Genomic DNA, 16,610 nt, shown 5'->3' with positions numbered 1-16,610 from the left:
TGCCGCGCGGGTCGTCCGCGGTGGGACGCTGGTGCGGTGACATCCCACCGACTCGTGCTGCTGCGGCACGCGAAGGCCGAGCCCGCCGGCGTGCTGCCCGACCACGAGCGCCCCCTCGCGCTCGCCGGCCGGCGCCAGGCGTCCGCCGCCGGTGCCGCGCTCGCCGCCGCCGGCCTGGCGCCCACGCACGTGCTGTGCTCGTCCGCGCTGCGCACCCGGCAGACCTGGGAGATCGCCCGCACGGCCCTGGCGGCCGCCGGTGCGCCCGACGCCGTCGTGACCGTGACCGACGACCTGTACGACGCGACGACGGGCGACCTCGCCGCGGCCGTCCAGGCGGTGCCCGCCGACGCGACGACCGTCCTCGTGGTCGGGCACGAGCCGACGATGTCGCACGCGGCAGCCACGTTGGCCGGTGACGGCTCCGACGCCGAGGTCCTGGCCCGCGTGCAGCGCGGTGTGCCGACCGCCTCGTGGTCCGTCCTCGAGCTCGACGGCGGGTGGGACGCCACGGCGCCCGGCGCGCTGCGGCTCGTGCACCTCGCCACCGGCTGAGCCCGGCGGGTCAGCCCCGAGCCGGGCGGGTCAGCACGGAGCCGGGTCAGCCCGCGAAGGGCTCCAGCGCCAGCACGGCGTCGAGGCGGCCGTCGACGGCCGCGTCCGCCGCGGCCGCCACGACCGGCTTGGCGTTGAACGCGATGCCCGTCGCGGCGGCGGCCAGCATGTCGAGGTCGTTCGCGCCGTCGCCGATCGCGACGGTCCGGCTCATCGGCAGCCCGAGCTCCGCCGCCCACGCCGCCAGCGTCGCGGCCTTCGCCGCGCGGTCCACCACCGGGCCGTCGACGCGGCCCGTCAGCACGCCGTCGGCGACCTCGAGCCGGTTCGCGTGCACGCGCGTGATGGCCAGCCGCGCCGCCAGCGGACGCACGACCTCGACGAAGCCGCCGGACACCAGCCCCACCGGCCACCCGCGCTCCTGCAGCGCCGCGACCAGCTCGACGGCGCCGGGCGTCAGCTCGGCCTCCGCCAGCACCTCGTCGAACACCGCGACCGGCAGGCCCGCGAGCGTGGCGACGCGCTCGCGCAGCGACTGGGCGAAGTCGATCTCCCCGCGCATCGCCCGCTCGGTGACCGCGGCGACGAGCGGCAGCGAGCCTGCCCGTGCCGCCAGCATCTCGACGACCTCACCGGTGATGAGCGTCGAGTCGACGTCCATGACGACGAGCCGGCGGGAGTCGGTCGCGACGTCGGCGCGTGCGGGGGTGCTGTCCACGCCCGGCAGGGTAGTGCGGCACCGGGCGGACGCGGCGGTGCGTCCGTCAGGCGGTGCGGCTCGGTCGTCCGGCGCGGCTCAGTCGTCGATGATCGAGCCCTTGGGCACCACGGTGATGCCGCTCTCGGTCACCGTGAACCCGCGCGCACGGTCGTGCTCGTGGTCCAGGCCGACACGCGCCCGCTCGGGGACGATGACGTTCTTGTCGAGGATCGCGCGGTGCACCTGCGCGTAGCGCGACACCTCGACGCCGTCCATGAGCACCGAGTCCGTCACCTGCGCCCACGAGTGCAGCCGCACGCCGGGGGACAGGACCGACGACGACACCGTCGCGCCGGACACCAGGACGCCGGGGGAGACGATCGAGTCCGCGGCGTGCCCGAGGCGGCCGGCGCCCGCGTGCACGAACTTCGCCGGCGGCAGGCCCGTGTAGCCCGTGAAGAGCGGCCACTCCTCGTTGTAGAGGTTGAAGACCGGCTCGATCGAGATCAGGTCCTGGTTGGCGTCGTAGTACGAGTCGATCGTGCCGACGTCGCGCCAGTAGTCGCGGTCGCGGTCGGTCGAGCCGGGCACGTCGTTGCGGATGAAGTCGTAGACGCCCGCGGTCCCGCGCTCGACGAACCACGGGACGATGTCGCCGCCCATGTCGTGCCGGGAGTTCACGTCCTCCGCGTCGGCCGTCACCGCGCGCACCAGCGCGTCCGCGTCGGCCACGTAGTTGCCCATCGACGCGAGGATCTCGGTGGGGGAGCCCGGCACCGGCGTGGGGTCGGACGGCTTCTCCCGGAACGCCGCGATGCGCGTGGGGTCGGACGGCTCCGTCTCGATGACGCCGAACTGGTCGGCCATGCCGATCGGCTGGCGGATGCCCGCCACCGTCAGCTCCGCGCCCGACTCGATGTGCGAGTCGACCATCTGCGAGAAGTCCATGCGGTAGACGTGGTCGGCGCCGACCACGACGACGATGTCGGGCCGCTCGTCGTCGATGATGTTGAGGCACTGGTAGATCGCGTCGGCGCTGCCGAGGTACCAGTGCTTGCCCACGCGCTGCTGCGCCGGCACCGCGGCGACGTAGTTGCCCAGCAGCGGCGACATGCGCCACGTGCGGGACACGTGCCGGTCGAGGCTGTGGGACTTGTACTGGGTGAGCACGATGACGTGCAGGTAGTGCGAGTTGATGACGTTCGACAGCGCGAAGTCGATCAGGCGGTAGATGCCGCCGAAGGGGACCGCGGGCTTCGCCCGGTGCGCGGTCAGGGGCATGAGCCGCTTCCCCTCCCCTCCGGCGAGGACGATGGCGAGGACACGCGGCGCTGGCATGGACCCAACCTAGGGCTGTCCGGCGCTCGCAGCGAGGCGACGCGGCGTGGGCGCTAGCGTGTCGTCCAGGACCGGCTGACCAGGCCGGTCGCGACCTGGAGGCTCCCCGTGCGCGTCGACCTGCTGACCCGCGAGTACCCGCCGCACGTGTACGGCGGCGCCGGCGTCCACGTCGCCGGGCTGACGGCCGTGCTGCGCGACCTCGTGGACGTGCGCGTGCACGCGTTCGACGCGCCCGTCGAGGAGCCGGGTACGCACGGCTACGCGGTCCCCGAGGCGCTCGCGGGCGCGAACCCGGCGCTCGCGACGATGGGGGTCGACCTGTCGATCGTCGACGGCATCGGCCGCGACGGTGGTGCGGCCACCGACCTCGTGCACTCCCACACCTGGTACGCGAACCTCGCCGGGCACCTGGCGTCGCTGCTGTACGGCGTGCCGCACGTCGTGACCGCGCACAGCCTCGAGCCGCTGCGTCCGTGGAAGGCCGAGCAGCTCGGCGGCGGGTACGCGCTGTCGTCGTGGGTCGAGCGCACCGCCTACGAGGCCGCCGCAGGCGTCATCGCCGTGAGCGCCGGCATGCGCGCCGACATCCTGCGCGCGTACCCCGCGGTCGACCCGGACCGCGTGCACGTCGTGCACAACGGCATCGACCTCGACGGGTGGCGACGTCCCGAGGGCGAGGAGGCGACCGCGCGGGCGCGCGCCGTCGTCGAGGGGCTCGGCATCGACCCCGACCGTCCGGCGGTCGTGTTCGTCGGCCGGATCACCCGGCAGAAGGGCCTGCCGTACCTGCTGCGCGCGGCCGAGTCGCTGCCCGCGGACGTGCAGCTCGTGCTGTGCGCCGGCGCCCCGGACACGCCCGAGATCATGGCCGAGGTGACCGGTCTCGTCGAGGGGCTGCAGGCCCGGCGCGGCGGCGTCGTCTGGATCGAGCGGATGCTGCCCCGCGCGGAGCTGTGCGCGGTCCTCGCGCACGGCACCGTCTTCGTCTGCCCGTCCGTCTACGAGCCGCTCGGCATCGTCAACCTCGAGGCCATGGCCGTCGGCCTGCCGGTCGTCGGCACCGCCACCGGCGGCATCCCCGAGGTCGTCGACGACGGCGTCACGGGGTGGCTCGTGCCGATCGAGCAGGTGCAGGACGGCACCGGGACGCCCGTCGACCCGGACCGGTTCGTCGCCGACCTGGGCGCCGCGCTCGCCGACGCGGTCGCCGACCGGGAGCGGGCGGCCGCCTTCGGCGTCGCCTCGCGCCGGCGCGTCGAGGAGCATTTCTCGTGGCGCGCGATCGGCGAGCGCACGCTCGATGTCTACCGGACGGTGCTCGGGGGCTGACGCGCGCCACCGCGCCCCGGGCCGTCAGCCGCCGGCGAGCCGCGTCGCCGCGGCCGCCATCGCGCGGCGCGCCACCCGGTCGACCTCGCGCAGCGCGGTCGCGCGCTGGTCCGCCTGCCACGTGTTCACGGCGCCGCCGTCGTCCCGCGTCGCGAGCCGGACGATCGCGCGCAGGCGTGCCGCGCTGGTGAGCACGCGCAGCCGCTGCGCCTCGACGCCCGGCGGGATGCGGGACGGCGTGAGCGCGCCGTCGCGGACGACCGCGATCTCCTCGGCCGCGTCGGCGCTCCAGCGCGCCACGTCGAGGTCGACGAGTGCCTCCGTGGCCGTGCGCAGGCCGTCGCGCAGGGCGCGCTCGGCGTCCTCCAGCGAGCCGACCTGCGCGTGCGCGGCCGGGCGCCAGTCCGGCACCGCGGTGACGTGCCAGCGCACGAGGTGCCCCGGCTCGAGGTCGGAACCGAACCGCTCGACGCGCGGCACGGCCACGACCGTCGCGTCGCCCCGCGCCACCAGCACCGACTCGCCCACCTCGATGGCCGGGCCGGAGGCCGGCGGCGGCACCGCCACGGGCTCGCCGGGCACCGGCAGGGCAACGCCCACCTCCGTCGCGGCCGCCGAGTCGGTGAGCCACTGCACGAGCGGGACGACGTCGTCGTCGCCGCGGTGCACGGCGTGCGGCTCGTCCTCGCCCTGGACGGCGAGGGTCGCCCGGCGCGCGTCGGCGGGGGCGGTCAGCCACAGGGCGAGCAGGACGGAGCGGGGGAGCTGGAGCGCGGGTGCCACGCAACCACGGTAGGACGGGCGCGGCGCGGTCGACGCGCGACCGCGCCGTGCCCTGCGTCACCGGCGGGTGGGAGCGCCCGGGGGCGTCAGGACGCGCGGGCCGCCAGCTCCTCGCGGACGAGCGTCGAGAGCGTGCGGCCGTCGGCGCCGCGGCCTGCCCGGGCGGAGACCTCCTTCATCACGCGGCCCATGTCCTTCGGCGACGTCGCGTCGAGCTCGTCGACGACGGTGCGCACGAGCGCGGCGAGCTCCTCGCCGGTCGGGGCGGCGGGCAGGTAGGTCGCGATGAGGTCGGCCTCGGCGGTCTCGGTCGCGGCGCGGTCGGCCGCGCCCGCGTCGGTGTAGATCTGCGCGGACTCGCGCCGCTTCTTCACCTCGCGCGCCAGCACGGCGAGCACGTCGTCCTCGGAGAGGTCCCGCGCGGCCGGGCCGGCCTTCGCCTCGGCGCGCACGGCGCCGATCGCCTGGCGCAGCGTGCCGGTGCGGGTGGTGTCGCGGGCCTTCATGGCGGCGGTGAGGTCGGCGTCGAGCCGGTCGAGCGTGGTCATGGCACCAGCGTGCCGGACGGGCATGGTGACGTCGCTCGGATATGCGGCTCCTGTGGAATCGCATGGCCGCCCGGAAACCCGGCTTAGTCCTCCATCGGGACGTCGAACCACGTGTCGTCGTCCGGGATGTGGACCCAGCACGTGCGCTGCAGGTCGCGCAGGGCCGAGACGACGTCAGCACCGCGGGCGCCGTCGACCTGCGCGCGGACGAGTGCGTACGCGCGCTCCCGGTCCCATGCGTCCAGGACGACCGCGCGGGGGCCGTGCACCGGGGAGACGAAGTGCGCGCTCGTCTCCACGAACTGCGGGGAGCGCACCCGGGCGAGGATGTCGAAGTCGTACCGCGCCCGGTGCCGGAAGCGGGAGACGCGCCACTCGCCCGGCTGGCGGGGCCACCACCACCAGCTGAAATGCGCCGGGTTCCCGACGGCGACCTGCACGACGGTGGCCCACGCCGACCCCGGCACGCCGAAGTCGCCGCCCGAGGACTCACGCAGCGTGCGGTCCTCGATCAGCGAGATCGTCGTGAACTGCTGTGCCGTCACCACCACCTCCCCGCCTCCCGGGTGGCCACGCGTCAGCCGATCGCGTGGACCGGTGCGGACAGCGGGACGCCCGAGCCGTCGCGGCGCGGATCGGGCTCGGGCAGCGGCACGGGCTGCCCGCCGGAGCCGGTCGCGCGCGCGGGGGAGGCGCCGACGTGGGCGAGGATCAGCGCGTCCTCGCCCTTGAGGAACCGGTGCGAGCGGACGCCGCCGGTCGCGCGCCCCTTCGCCGGGTACAGCGCGAACGGGGTCACCTTGACCGAGCCGGTCTGCGTGCCGGGCAGTGCCGTCGAGGCTCCCGCGACGGTGACGACCACGGGGTCGGCGTCCTCGGGGCGGACCACCGAGAAGGCCACGACCCGCGCCCCCGTGCCGAGCTTGATGCCCGCCATGCCGCCCGCGGCGCGTCCCTGCGGGCGCACGTGCGCCGCGGGGAAGTGCAGCAGCGAGGTGTCCGTCGACACGAGGACGAGCTCGTCCTCGTCGCGGGCGGTGGCGCCGCCGACGACCTCGTCGCCGTCCTTGAGGGCCACGACCTCCCACGCGTCGCGGTTGCCCGGCACGTCCCCGGGCGTGACGCGCTTGACGACGCCCTGCGCCGTGGCGAGGGCGAGCGGCGCCGCGTCCGCGGTCAGCGGCACGAGCGCCACGACGCGCTCGTCCTTCTCCAGCGTCACCGCCTCGCCGACGGGCAGGCCGCCCGACAGCGTGGGCGGGCCGTCGGTCGGCGGCAGCGACGGCAGGTCGAGCACCGGCACGCGCACGACGCGGCCGCGTGAGGTGAGCGCCCCCACCTCGGCGCGGGCGGTCGTCGGGACCGCCGACGCCACGACGTCGTGCCGGCTGCGCTGCGAGCCGTCGCCGCGGCCGGGCTCGCCGTGGTCGGCGGTGCGGGCGAGCAGCCCGGTCGCCGACAGCAGCGCCCAGCACGGCGAGTCGGGGATCTCGAGCGGTGCCGCGCCCTTGCCGCGTCCCGTGGGCGCGGAGGCCGCCGCGCCGGCGACGCTCGCGCCGCCCGCGTGCTCGAGCAGGATCGTGCGGCGCGGCGTGCCGTACGTCGCGGCCACCTCGGCCATCTCGTCGGAGACGAGTCCGCGCAGCAGCGCGTCGTCGGCGAGCAGCGCCTCGAGCCGGGCGATCTCGTCCTTGAGCTCCTGCTGCTCGCGCTCGAGCTCGATGCGCGAGAACCGCGTCAGGCGGCGCAGGCGCAGCTCGAGGATGTACTCGGCCTGCGGCTCGGAGAGGTCGAAGACCGAGCGCAGGCGGGTGCGCGCCTCGTCGGAGTCGTCCGAGGAGCGGATGACCTGGATGACCTCGTCGATGTCGAGGATCGCGACGAGGAGGCCCTCGACGAGGTGCAGGCGCTCCTGCCGCTTGCGCAGCCGGTAGCGCGAGCGGCGGCGCACGACGTCGATGCGGTGGCCGACCCAGACCTGCAGCAGCTCGCGCAGACCGAGGGTGCGCGGCTGCCCGTCGACGAGCGCGACGTTGTTGATGGAGAACGAGTCCTCCATCGGCGTGTAGCGGTAGAGCTGCTCGAGCACGGCCTCCGGCAGGAACCCGGTCTTGACCTCGATGACGAGGCGCAGGCCGTGCTGGCGGTCGGTGAGGTCGACGGCGTCCGCGATGCCCGAGAGCTTCTTGGACTGCACGCCCTCCTTGATCTTCTCGATGACCTTCTCGGGGCCGACCAGGTAGGGCAGCTCGGTGACCACGATGCCCTTGCGCTTGGGCGTCACGTTCTCGATGCGCGCCGTCGCGCGGGTGCGGAACGCGCCGCGGCCCGTGCGGTAGGCGTCGCGCACGCCGTCGAGGCCGACGATCTTGCCGCCCGTCGGCAGGTCCGGCCCCGGGACGAACCGCATGAGGTCCTCGAGCGTGGCGTCCGGGTGCAGCACGAGGTGCCGGGCCGCCGCGACGACCTCGACGAGGTTGTGCGGCGCCATGTTGGTGGCCATGCCGACCGCGATGCCCGTCGCGCCGTTGACCAGCAGGTTCGGGATCGCCGCCGGCAGCACGGCCGGCTGCGTGAGCTTGCTGTCGTAGTTGGGGACGAGGTCGACGACGTCCTCGTCGAGGCCCTGCGTCATCGCCATCGCCGACGGTGCCATGCGCGCCTCGGTGTACCGGGAGGCCGCCGGGCCGTCGTCGAGCGAGCCGAAGTTGCCGTGGCCGTCGACCAGCGGCAGGCGCAGCGAGAACGCCTGCGCGAGGCGGACCATCGCGTCGTAGATCGGCGCGTCGCCGTGGGGGTGGAGCTTGCCCATGACCTCGCCGACGACGCGCGCCGACTTCACGTACGGGCGGTCGGGCCGCAGGCCCATGTCGGCCATCTGGTAGACGATCCGCCGCTGCACGGGCTTGAGTCCGTCCCGCGCGTCCGGCAGCGCCCGCGAGTAGATGACCGAGTACGCGTACTCGAGGAACGACCCCTCCATCTCGGTGGAGACGTCGATGTCGACGATCTTCTCGACGAGGTCCTCGGGCGGCAGGTCGGGGGTCGCGGGACGACGCGCCATGGGGTGGTCTGCTCCTCGGGTGCGGGGACGCGGCGGGCGCCGCGGCGCCCATTCTCGCGCGCACGCGGGGTCGTCGTGGCCACGGCACGCCCGGACGGCGCGCGGGCCCGGCGCCCCGCTAGCCTGGCGGCATGGCCGACGTCGTCCCCCGTCCGCCCCACGCGCCCGCGGAGCCGGGCACCGGCCCGTACCCCGCCACGTGGGAGGCGGACGTCGTCCTGCACGACGGGTCGACGACGCGGCTGCGGCCGATCCGGCCGGAGGACGCCGACGCGCTGCAGGCCTTCCACGTCGCCCAGTCGGAGCGGTCGACGTTCCTGCGCTTCTTCGCCGCGCTCGAGCGGCTGCCGGAGCGCGACCTGCAGCGGCTGGTGCGGGTCGACCACGTCGACCGCGTCGCGCTCGTCGCGGTCACGGCGGCGCCCGGTGCCGTCGGTGCGGGGGACGTGGCGCCCGACGAGGAGGCGTCGGCGGGCGACCCGCCCGAGCGGATCATCGGCGTCGCGCGCTACGACCGCGTCGACGGCGAGTCCGCCGAGGTCGCGTTCAACATCGCCGACGCCCACCAGGGCAAGGGGCTCGCCTCCGTGCTGCTCGAGCACCTCGCCGCCGCGGCCCGCGAGCGCGGTGTGCGGCGGTTCGTCGCCGAGGTGCTGCCGCAGAACGGGCGCATGCTGCACGTGTTCCGCGACGCCGGGTACGAGGTGCGGCAGCGCACCGAGGACGGCGTCGTGCAGGTGACGTTCGACATCGACCCGACCGAGCGCTCGCTCGCCGTCATGGCGGACCGGGAGCACCGCGCCGAGGCGCGGTCGATGCGCGCGCTGCTGTCGGCGCGGTCCGTGCTCGTCGTGGGCCCGGGGCCCGACCCGGCGCGGGGGCTGCACGGGGCCCACGCCCGGCGGGTGCTGACGGGCCTGCTGCCGGCCGCGCGCGAGGGCACGGTCGTCGTGCACGCCGTCGGTGTGGGCGACGGCGGGCCGGGGGAGGACGACGGGAGCGGCGACGGCGTGCACCTCCACCGGCGGGTCGACGACGTGCCCGGGCCCGTCGAGCTGGCGGTCGTCGTGCTGCCGGCGGAGCAGGTGCTCGACGTCGCGCGGCGCCTGGGCGCGCTCGGCGTGCGCGGCCTGGTGCTGCTGTCGTCGGGGTTCGCCGAGGCCGGCCCCGAGGGGCTCGCCCGGCTGCGCCTGCTGCTCGGCGTGGTGCACGGCGCGGGGATGCGGCTCGTCGGGCCGGCGTCGTTCGGCATCGTCAGCCGGCTCGACGGGACGACGCTCGACGTGTCGCTCGCCGAGCGCCCGCCGCGGGCGGGCCGCATCGGGCTGTTCTGCCAGTCCGCGCCCATGGCCGTCCCGCTGCTGGCGGCCGTGGACCGCCGGGGGCTCGGCCTCGCGCAGTTCGTCTCGGCCGGCCACCGCGCCGACGTGTCCGGCAACGACCTCATGCAGTTCTGGGGCGAGGACGACAGCACGGACGTCGTCGGTCTCTACCTGGAGTCGATCGGGAACCCGCGCAAGTTCTCCCGCGTCGCGCGCCGGCTCGCGACGCACAAGCCCGTGGTCGTCGTCACCGCGGGGCGCTCCGGCCAGGTGGTGCCGCCCGGGCACGCCGTGCGTCCCACCCGGGCGCCGCGGCGCACGCTCGAGGAGGTGATGCGCCAGTCGGGCGTGATCCGCGTCGAGAACCAGCACCAGCTGCTCGACGTCGTGCAGGTGCTGGCGCACCAGCCGCTGCCGAGCGGGCGACGCACGTCGATCCTCGCGAGCTCGGCCAGCGTCGCCGCGCTCGTCGCCGAGGCGGCCGCCGCCGCCGGGCTCGTCGTGACGGGCCGCGTGGAGCTGCTGGCCGAGGACGCCCCCGCGGACGACGTCCGCGCGACCGTCGACCGGCTGTACGCGGACGAGCAGACCGACGTCGTCGTCGCCGTGCGCCTGCCGACGCTCGGCACGCCCGACCCCGTGGTGCCGCGCGAGGTGGCCCGTGCGGCCGCCGCGACGGGCCGCACGACGGTCGCGTGCATGGTGGACCTGCACGGCATCACGCCGGAGCTCACGGCCACGGACCCGAGCGGACGCGTGCGGACCGTGCCCGCGTACAGCGCCCCCGAGGACGCCGTGCTCGCGCTGGGCCACGCGACCCGGTACGCCGCGTGGCGCGGCACCGACCGGGGGCGGCCCGTGCGCCCCGAGGGCGTCGACACGCGCGCCGCCGAGCGGCTCGTCGCGGCGCACCTCGCGGCCGGGCGCGCGACGGACGGCCGGCCCGTGCCGCTGTCGCCGGCGGCGGTCGCGGAGCTGCTCGGCACGGTCGGCGTGCACGTGCTGCCGTCGGTGCGCGTGCACGACGCCGACGAGGCCGTCGCCGCGGCGGAGCGGCTGGGCTGGCCGGTGGCCGTCAAGACGACCGTGCCGGCGCTGCGGCACCGCGCGGACCTCGGCGGCGTCCGCCTCGACGTCGCCGACGCCGCCGAGATGCGCGCCGACGTCGCGGGGATCCTCGCGCTCGCGGCCGACCACGACCCCGGCCCGGGCGTGCCGCCGCTCGAGGTCCAGGCGATGGCGCCGCACGGCGTGCCGTGCGTCGTGCGGTCCGCCGAGGACCCGCTGTTCGGGCCCGTCATCAGCTTCGGCCTGTCGGGCGACGCGACCGACCTGCTCGGCGACGTGGCGTACGGCGTCCCGCCGCTCACGGACGTCGACGTCACGGAGATCGTGCGCACGCCGCGCGCGGCCCCGCGCCTGTTCGGCTACCGGGGGCTGCCGCGCCTCGACGTCGCCGCCGTCGAGGACCTCGTCGCGCGCGTCTCCGTCCTCGCGGACGCGCTGCCGGACCTGCGCGCGCTGGAGCTCGCGCCCGTCGTCGTGTCGACGTCGGGCGTCGTGGTGCTCGGCGCGTCGGCGTCGGTGGCCCCCGCCGACCGTGCGGACGCGCTGCGCCGGCTGGCCCGGACGTGAGACGGCGTCGCCGGGGGTGGGAGGATGGGACCGTGCCCGCACCGTCGACGACCCTCCAGCACGACCTGCACCGCGCCGGCTACTACCCCGAGCTCGTGAGCGACGTCCTCGACCTCGCGCTCGCCGGCGAGGAGGTCGTGGCCCACCTCGTGCACCCCGAGACCACGTTCGACGCCTCGGAGGTCCGGCGGCACGTCACCGTGCTGGCGCTGACGCCGACGCGGCTCGTGGTCGCGCACGTGGACGACCACCCGGCCGACTCGGAGCACCCGTCCGCCAGCGCGTCCGCGACCACGGAGGCGGTGCCGCTCTCCGAGCTGCGGTCGGTCGCCGTCACGCACGTCGTGCCGAACCCGCAGGAGCACCGCCGGGGCGACGGCCCGACCGAGCTGACGCTCGCCGTCGGCTGGGGCGCCGTCCAGCGCGTCGACCTCGAGCCCGCGAGCTGCCCGGACCCGTCGTGCGACGCCGACCACGGCCTGACCGGCACGCTCACGCCCGACGACGTCGTCGTCCGGGTCAGCGCCGCGGCCGAGGGGCGCGACGCCGTGCGCGCCGCGCTCGCCTTCGGGCGCACGCTGTCGGCCGCGTCGGCGCGCCGGTGAGCGCCGGACCCGTCACGCGCGACGCCGAGGAGCTCGTGCTCCCCGGGTCGGGGACGCGGTCGCTCGCGCACGTCCTGCCCGCCGTCGTGGCGGCGCTCGGCACCGACGTCGCCGGGGGAGCGGCCGCGCGCGAGGCGCTGGCCCTGCCGGCCGTCGAGCGGGCGTGCGTCGTCCTCGTGGACGGCCTCGGGCACCTCAACCTCGTCGAGCGCGGCGGGCACGCGCCGTTCCTGCGGTCGCTGCTCCCGGGCGCGGAGCCGCTGGTCACGACGTTCCCGTCCACCACCGCGACGGCGCTCGGCACGTTCGGCACGGCCGCGTCGCCCGGCGCCACCGGCATGCTCGGGTACACCGTGCGCGTCCCCGCGACGGGCGGGCTCGGCAACCTCGTCTCCTGGACCGACCTGCCCGACGCACGCACCTGGCAGCGGGAGCCCACCGTGCTCGAGGGTGCCGTCGCCGCCGGCCTGCCCGTCGCGAGCGTCGGGCCCGCGCGGTTCGCCGGCTCCGGTCTGACGAACGCCGCCCTGCGGGGGCCCGCGTACGTCGCGGCGGAGCGGCTCGACGACCGCGTCGACGCGACCGTGCGGTCGCTGCGGGCCCCGGGCCTGACGTACCTGTACTGGGGCGAGGTCGACAAGGCCGGCCACCACCACGGCTGGGGCTCGTGGCAGTGGGGCGACGCGCTGTCGGAGCTCGACGCCGCGCTCGCCCGGCTGGCGCGGTCGCTGCCGCGCGGCACCCTCCTCGTCGTGACCGCCGACCACGGCATGGTCGACGTCGACCCGGCGCTGCGCCGGGACGTCGCGACCGACCCCGTGCTCGGTGCCGACGTCGCCCTGACCGCGGGGGAGCCGCGCGCCCTGCACCTGCACCTCGACCCCGGCGCCGACCCCGACCGCGTGGCCGACCGGTGGCGCACCGCGCTCGGTACCGACGCGGTCGTGACGACCCGCGACGCCGCGGTCGCGGACGGCTGGTTCGGGCCCGTCGCGGAGCACGTGCGCCCCGTCGTCGGCGACGTCGTCGTCGCGATGACCGGCGCCGCGACCGTCGTCGACTCGCGCACGCAGACGCCCGCCTCGATCGCGCTCCTGGGGGTGCACGGCTCGCTGACCGCCCGCGAGATGCTCGTGCCGCTGCTGGTGCACGCGTGAGCGGGGACGCACCGACGACGGGAGGGGCCTGACGCGTGGCCGAGCTGGTCTTCTTCTCCGGGACGATGGACTGCGGCAAGTCGACGCTCGCGCTCCAGATGCACCACAACCACGCCGCGCGGGGCCGTGACGGCGTGCTGTTCACGCGGCAGGACCGCGCGGGCACCGCGACCATCTCGTCGCGCCTGGGCCTGCGCCGCGCGGCCGAGGAGGTCGACGACCGCACCGACTTCTGGGCCGAGGTCGTCACGCGCCGCACGCGCGGCCGCCCGGTGGACTACCTCATCGCCGACGAGGCGCAGTTCTACACCGCCGCGCAGGTCGAGCAGCTCGCGCGCGTGGTCGACGAGCTGTCGGCCGACGTCTTCGCCTTCGGCATCACCACCGACTTCCGGGCGCGGCTGTTCCCCGGGTCCGCGCGGCTCGTCGAGCTGGCGGACCGCGTCGAGGTGCTGCAGGTCCGCGCGCTGTGCTGGTGCGGTGCCCGGGCCACCCACAACGCGCGCACGGTCGGCGGCGTCATGGTCGTCGAGGGCGAGCAGGTGGTCGTGGGGGACGTCGAGGCCGACGACCGCGAGCACGCCGCGGAGGTCGCCTACGAGGTGCTCTGCCGGCGGCACCACGTGCGGCGGATGACCGCGGCGACCGCCCGCGCCGTCGCGGGTCCGGGTGAGCAGGCGCTCTTCGAGGAGGCGGCGCCGGGGCGTACCGACGGCTGAGGGGCGCCGACGGCTGACGGCGTACCGACGGCTGACGGGCGCCGCCGGCCGACGGGCGCCGCGCGGCCGCCGGCTACTCCGGCTTCGCGCCGAAGACGATCTCGTCCCAGCTCGGCACCTTGGCCCGCGTCCGCCGGGCGCGGCGCTCGGGCGCGGGGCGGTCCGTCGGCTCGGTGCCGGACGCCGGCTCGGCGCCCGTCCGGGCGGCGGGCTGCGCCGGCCCTGCCGGGCCGCCTGCCGGGCCGCCTGCCGGGCCCGGGCCGGCCTGCTGCGGCGCGGGCTGCTCCGCCTGGGTGGGCCGCTGCCGCGCCGTCCGCTCGGAGGGCGCCGGCACCGCTCGCACCGGCGGCGCGGGCTCGGCCGGCTCCGCCGGCAGGTCGGCGGGCGGCGGCGGCAGCACGACCGCCTCGCGCTCCGGGTCGGCGTCCAGCGGGTGCGCGCCGGGCACGGACGCGTCGTCGACGCCCACGGCGGAGAAGTCGAAGGCGTGCTGCGGCCCGAAGCCCTCGAACTCCTCGTCGTCCTCGACCTCGTCGAGCGGCTGCCGCACGCCGCGGCGGGAGCGCAGCTCGTCGAGCAGCACGTGCGTCGGCTCCGGCTGCTCGGGCACCGGCTGCGGCTCGGCGGCGGCGGACATCGCGTCGATGTCGAACACGACGTCGCGCACGGCGGCGAGGTGACGTCGGGACACGGGCTCGTCGAGCTCGGTCTCCGACAGCCACCGCGCCTCGTCCTCGACCGCCACGACGGCGCGTCCCACGGGGTCGTACGTCCACCGGGCCTCGCGCGGCGCGTCCGCGACGACGAACCGGGCGACGACCGTCCACGGGCCGGTGCCCTCGCGCGCGGCGTCCCACGCCAGCGACGTCGGGTCCACCCCGCGCGCGGCGAGGCGGTCCGTGACGAGGTCGCCCAGCACGGGCGCGCCGGCGTCCCGGCCGACGCGCGTGGCGCGCGCCTGCTCGGCGACCCACTCGCGCTCGGCGAGCACCGGACCCTCGTAGCGGCGCACGGACTCGACGGGGACGCCCGAGGCGTCCGCGACCTCCTGCGCGGTCGCGCCGGCGCGGATCCGCGCCTGGATCTCGCGCGGGCTCAGCGTCCCCGCCCGCTCCGCGCGCAGCTGCTCGAGCTGCGGGCGGTCGCGGCGGACCGCCGCACGCAGCGGCTCGTCGATGCGCAGGCGGTAGCGCTGCCCGTCGGGCGCGACGAGGACGAGGTGCTCCCCGTCCTCGTGCAGACCGACCAGCTCCAGCTCACCCATCCGACCTCCCGGGGCTCCGGGGACGAGCCTGCCACCGATCCGGCGCGGGAGCGCGCACCTCGGCCCGGTGCGCCGCCACCCGGCGCGGCACGGCGTGCGTCACACCCCTCGTCGCACCTTTCGTGCCGCGCGGCCGGGCCGGCCCGCTGCGGCAGGATGGACGCATGAGCGCAGCGAGCACGGCGGCCACGCCCGAGCAGGTCGACGCGCTGGTGCGGGTCGCGCAGGACGTCGCGCTGCGGGCGGGCGCGCTCGTGCACGAGGGCCGGCCGGGCGACGTCCGCGTGGCGGCGACGAAGTCGAGCGCCGTCGACGTCGTCACGGCGATGGACCTCGCGAGCGAGGAGCTGGTGCGCACCGCGCTCGCCCGGCTGCGGCCGGACGACGGCGTGCTCGGCGAGGAGGACGGGTACCGCGCGGGGACGTCGGGCGTCACGTGGGTGGTCGACCCCATCGACGGCACCGTCAACTACCTGTACGGGATCCCGGCGTACGCGGTGAGCCTCGCCGCCGTCGTCGACCCCGCCGCGGACGCCGCCGGGACCGCGCCGGACCCCGCGACGTGGACCGTCCTGGCCGGGTGCGTGCACGCCCCGGCGCAGGACCGCACGTACACCGCCGGTCGCGGCCGCGGCGCCCACGCGGACGGCCGCCCGCTGCGGCTGGGCCCGCCGGCGCCCCTCGCGGAGTGCCTCGTGGGCACGGGCTTCGGGTACGTGGCCGTGCGCCGGCGCACGCAGGCACGGGTCCTCGTCGAGCTCCTGCCGCGCGTCCGCGACATCCGCCGGGCGGGCTCCGCCGCGCTCGACCTGTGCGACGTGGCGGCCGGTCGCCTGGACCTGCACTACGAGCGCGGGCTGCAGCCGTGGGACATGGCGGCGGCGTCGCTCGTGGTGCTCGAGGCGGGCGGCGACGTGCGCGGGCTGCGCGGCCGCCCGGCGGGTCCGGACATGACCGTCGCGGGCCCGGCGGAGCGCGTCGCGGACCTCGTCGCCCTGCTCACCGAGCTGGACGCCGACCGCGACGACACCGCCTGACGACGGCGCGGCGCGCGCCGCCGGGCGCCGTGGGCGCGCTCCCGGCTGTGGCCCGTGTCACCTGCGACGACATGGTCACGTGTCCGTGTTCGCGTCGGCCCGCCGGGTGGGGCACAATCCGTCCGCGCGGGGAACAAAAAACGGCCGTGAGGCATTGATCCCCCGTACACGACCCCACGGCAGAAGACGGAGTGTGACGCCGCACATGGCAACCGACTACGACGCCCCGCGCAAGACCGAGGAGGACCTGAGCGAGGACTCGCTGCAGGAGCTCCAGGCCCGGCGCTCCGACAAGAACTCGGGCGTGGTGGACGAGGACGAGACGGAGGCCGCCGAGGGCTTCGAGCTGCCCGGTGCCGATCTGTCCGGCGAGGAGCTCTCCGTCCGCGTCCTGCCCCGCCAGGCCGACGAGTTCACGTGCTCCAAGTGCTTCCTGGTGCACCACCGCAGCCAGCTCGCCTACGAGCGTGACGGCCAGCCCGTCTGCTCGGAGTGCGCCGCCTGAGCCGCACCCCGACCCACCGACGGCCGGTCACCCCGCAGGGGGTGGC

At 76.5% G+C, this 16,610-nt stretch carries 15 protein-coding genes; 8 read left to right on the top strand and 7 right to left on the bottom strand.

Features of this window, described 5'->3' with window-relative positions:
* Positions 1-36 precede the first annotated feature (36 nt).
* Positions 37-555, top strand: coding sequence for a SixA phosphatase family protein (locus ACFUMH_RS05530; protein WP_378201634.1), 519 nt, complete (start codon positions 37-39; stop codon positions 553-555).
* 46 nt (positions 556-601) lie between these two features.
* On the opposite strand, the gene serB is transcribed toward ACFUMH_RS05530, so the two are convergent.
* Together serB and ACFUMH_RS05520 are read right to left on the bottom strand one after the other, a co-directional pair.
* Positions 602-1,273 carry a phosphoserine phosphatase SerB gene (serB, locus tag ACFUMH_RS05525; protein ID WP_378201631.1) on the bottom strand — a complete coding sequence of 224 codons (672 nt, stop codon included), beginning with the start codon at positions 1,271-1,273 and terminating at the stop codon, positions 602-604.
* 78 nt (positions 1,274-1,351) lie between these two features.
* Positions 1,352-2,593 carry a glucose-1-phosphate adenylyltransferase gene (locus tag ACFUMH_RS05520; RefSeq protein WP_378201628.1) on the bottom strand — a complete coding sequence of 414 codons (1,242 nt, stop codon included), beginning with the start codon at positions 2,591-2,593 and terminating at the stop codon, positions 1,352-1,354.
* Between the two features lie 108 nt (positions 2,594-2,701).
* Between ACFUMH_RS05520 and glgA the strand changes: the two genes are divergently transcribed.
* Complete coding sequence (gene glgA / locus ACFUMH_RS05515) at positions 2,702-3,925, top strand: glycogen synthase (RefSeq protein ID WP_378201625.1); 1,224 nt, start codon at positions 2,702-2,704, stop codon at positions 3,923-3,925.
* Between the two features lie 24 nt (positions 3,926-3,949).
* Here glgA and ACFUMH_RS05510 read toward each other — a convergent pair whose 3' ends face one another.
* The 4 genes from ACFUMH_RS05510 to ACFUMH_RS05495 all read right to left on the bottom strand — a co-directional run bounded on the left by ACFUMH_RS05510 (position 3,950) and on the right by ACFUMH_RS05495 (position 8,320).
* A complete protein-coding gene (locus tag ACFUMH_RS05510) occupies positions 3,950-4,708 on the bottom strand; it encodes a hypothetical protein (protein WP_378201622.1) in 759 nt (252 codons plus the stop codon).
* Between the two features lie 86 nt (positions 4,709-4,794).
* Positions 4,795-5,256: a GatB/YqeY domain-containing protein gene (locus ACFUMH_RS05505; RefSeq protein ID WP_378201619.1), complete on the bottom strand. Its 462-nt coding sequence runs from the start codon at positions 5,254-5,256 to the stop codon at positions 4,795-4,797.
* A gap of 83 nt (positions 5,257-5,339) precedes the next feature.
* Positions 5,340-5,801 carry a hypothetical protein gene (locus tag ACFUMH_RS05500; RefSeq protein WP_378201616.1) on the bottom strand — a complete coding sequence of 154 codons (462 nt, stop codon included), beginning with the start codon at positions 5,799-5,801 and terminating at the stop codon, positions 5,340-5,342.
* Positions 5,802-5,833: 32 nt separating this feature from the next.
* Positions 5,834-8,320, bottom strand: coding sequence for a DNA topoisomerase (ATP-hydrolyzing) subunit A (locus ACFUMH_RS05495; protein WP_378201614.1), 2,487 nt, complete (start codon positions 8,318-8,320; stop codon positions 5,834-5,836).
* Positions 8,321-8,451: 131 nt separating this feature from the next.
* Here ACFUMH_RS05495 and ACFUMH_RS05490 point away from each other — a divergent pair, with 131 nt between their 5' ends.
* Genes ACFUMH_RS05490 through ACFUMH_RS05475 form a run of 4 tightly spaced genes read left to right on the top strand, consistent with a single transcriptional unit; the run spans position 8,452 to position 13,758 of the window.
* Complete coding sequence (locus ACFUMH_RS05490) at positions 8,452-11,277, top strand: GNAT family N-acetyltransferase (protein WP_378201611.1); 2,826 nt, start codon at positions 8,452-8,454, stop codon at positions 11,275-11,277.
* A 32-nt stretch (positions 11,278-11,309) separates the two neighbouring features.
* Positions 11,310-11,882: a DUF5998 family protein gene (locus ACFUMH_RS05485; protein ID WP_378201608.1), complete on the top strand. Its 573-nt coding sequence runs from the start codon at positions 11,310-11,312 to the stop codon at positions 11,880-11,882.
* A complete protein-coding gene (locus ACFUMH_RS05480; protein WP_378201605.1) occupies positions 11,879-13,039 on the top strand; it encodes an alkaline phosphatase family protein in 1,161 nt (386 codons plus the stop codon). The genes ACFUMH_RS05485 and ACFUMH_RS05480 overlap by 4 nt, the downstream gene beginning before the upstream one ends.
* Before the next feature lie 35 nt (positions 13,040-13,074).
* Entirely contained in the window at positions 13,075-13,758 is a 684-nt protein-coding gene (locus ACFUMH_RS05475) for a thymidine kinase (protein ID WP_378201602.1), read from the top strand.
* Positions 13,759-13,831: 73 nt separating this feature from the next.
* Here the strand turns inward: ACFUMH_RS05475 and sepH are convergent, their stop codons facing one another.
* Positions 13,832-15,022: a septation protein SepH gene (gene sepH, locus ACFUMH_RS05470; protein WP_378201599.1), complete on the bottom strand. Its 1,191-nt coding sequence runs from the start codon at positions 15,020-15,022 to the stop codon at positions 13,832-13,834.
* Positions 15,023-15,186: 164 nt separating this feature from the next.
* Between sepH and ACFUMH_RS05465 the strand changes: the two genes are divergently transcribed.
* Complete coding sequence (locus tag ACFUMH_RS05465) at positions 15,187-16,059, top strand: inositol monophosphatase family protein (protein ID WP_378201595.1); 873 nt, start codon at positions 15,187-15,189, stop codon at positions 16,057-16,059.
* Positions 16,060-16,264: 205 nt separating this feature from the next.
* On the top strand, positions 16,265-16,564 hold the full coding sequence (locus ACFUMH_RS05460; protein WP_135973448.1) for a DUF4193 domain-containing protein: 300 nt from the start codon (positions 16,265-16,267) through the stop codon (positions 16,562-16,564).
* Positions 16,565-16,610: the final 46 nt, after the last annotated feature.

This window comes from Cellulomonas sp. NPDC057328, assembly GCF_042667215.1.
GTDB lineage: Bacteria > Actinomycetota > Actinomycetes > Actinomycetales > Cellulomonadaceae > Cellulomonas.
This window is presented reverse-complemented; position numbering and strand designations above follow the sequence as displayed.

Coding starts and splice junctions, on each gene's coding strand:
- ACFUMH_RS05505 (WP_378201619.1), bottom strand. CDS start 5,256: ATGACCACGCTCGACCGGCTCGACGCCGACCTCACCGCCGCCATGAAG.
- ACFUMH_RS05520 (WP_378201628.1), bottom strand. CDS start 2,593: ATGCCAGCGCCGCGTGTCCTCGCCATCGTCCTCGCCGGAGGGGAGGGG.
- ACFUMH_RS05490 (WP_378201611.1), top strand. CDS start 8,452: ATGGCCGACGTCGTCCCCCGTCCGCCCCACGCGCCCGCGGAGCCGGGC.
- sepH (WP_378201599.1), bottom strand. CDS start 15,022: ATGGGTGAGCTGGAGCTGGTCGGTCTGCACGAGGACGGGGAGCACCTC.
- ACFUMH_RS05465 (WP_378201595.1), top strand. CDS start 15,187: ATGAGCGCAGCGAGCACGGCGGCCACGCCCGAGCAGGTCGACGCGCTG.
- ACFUMH_RS05495 (WP_378201614.1), bottom strand. CDS start 8,320: ATGGCGCGTCGTCCCGCGACCCCCGACCTGCCGCCCGAGGACCTCGTC.
- ACFUMH_RS05460 (WP_135973448.1), top strand. CDS start 16,265: ATGGCAACCGACTACGACGCCCCGCGCAAGACCGAGGAGGACCTGAGC.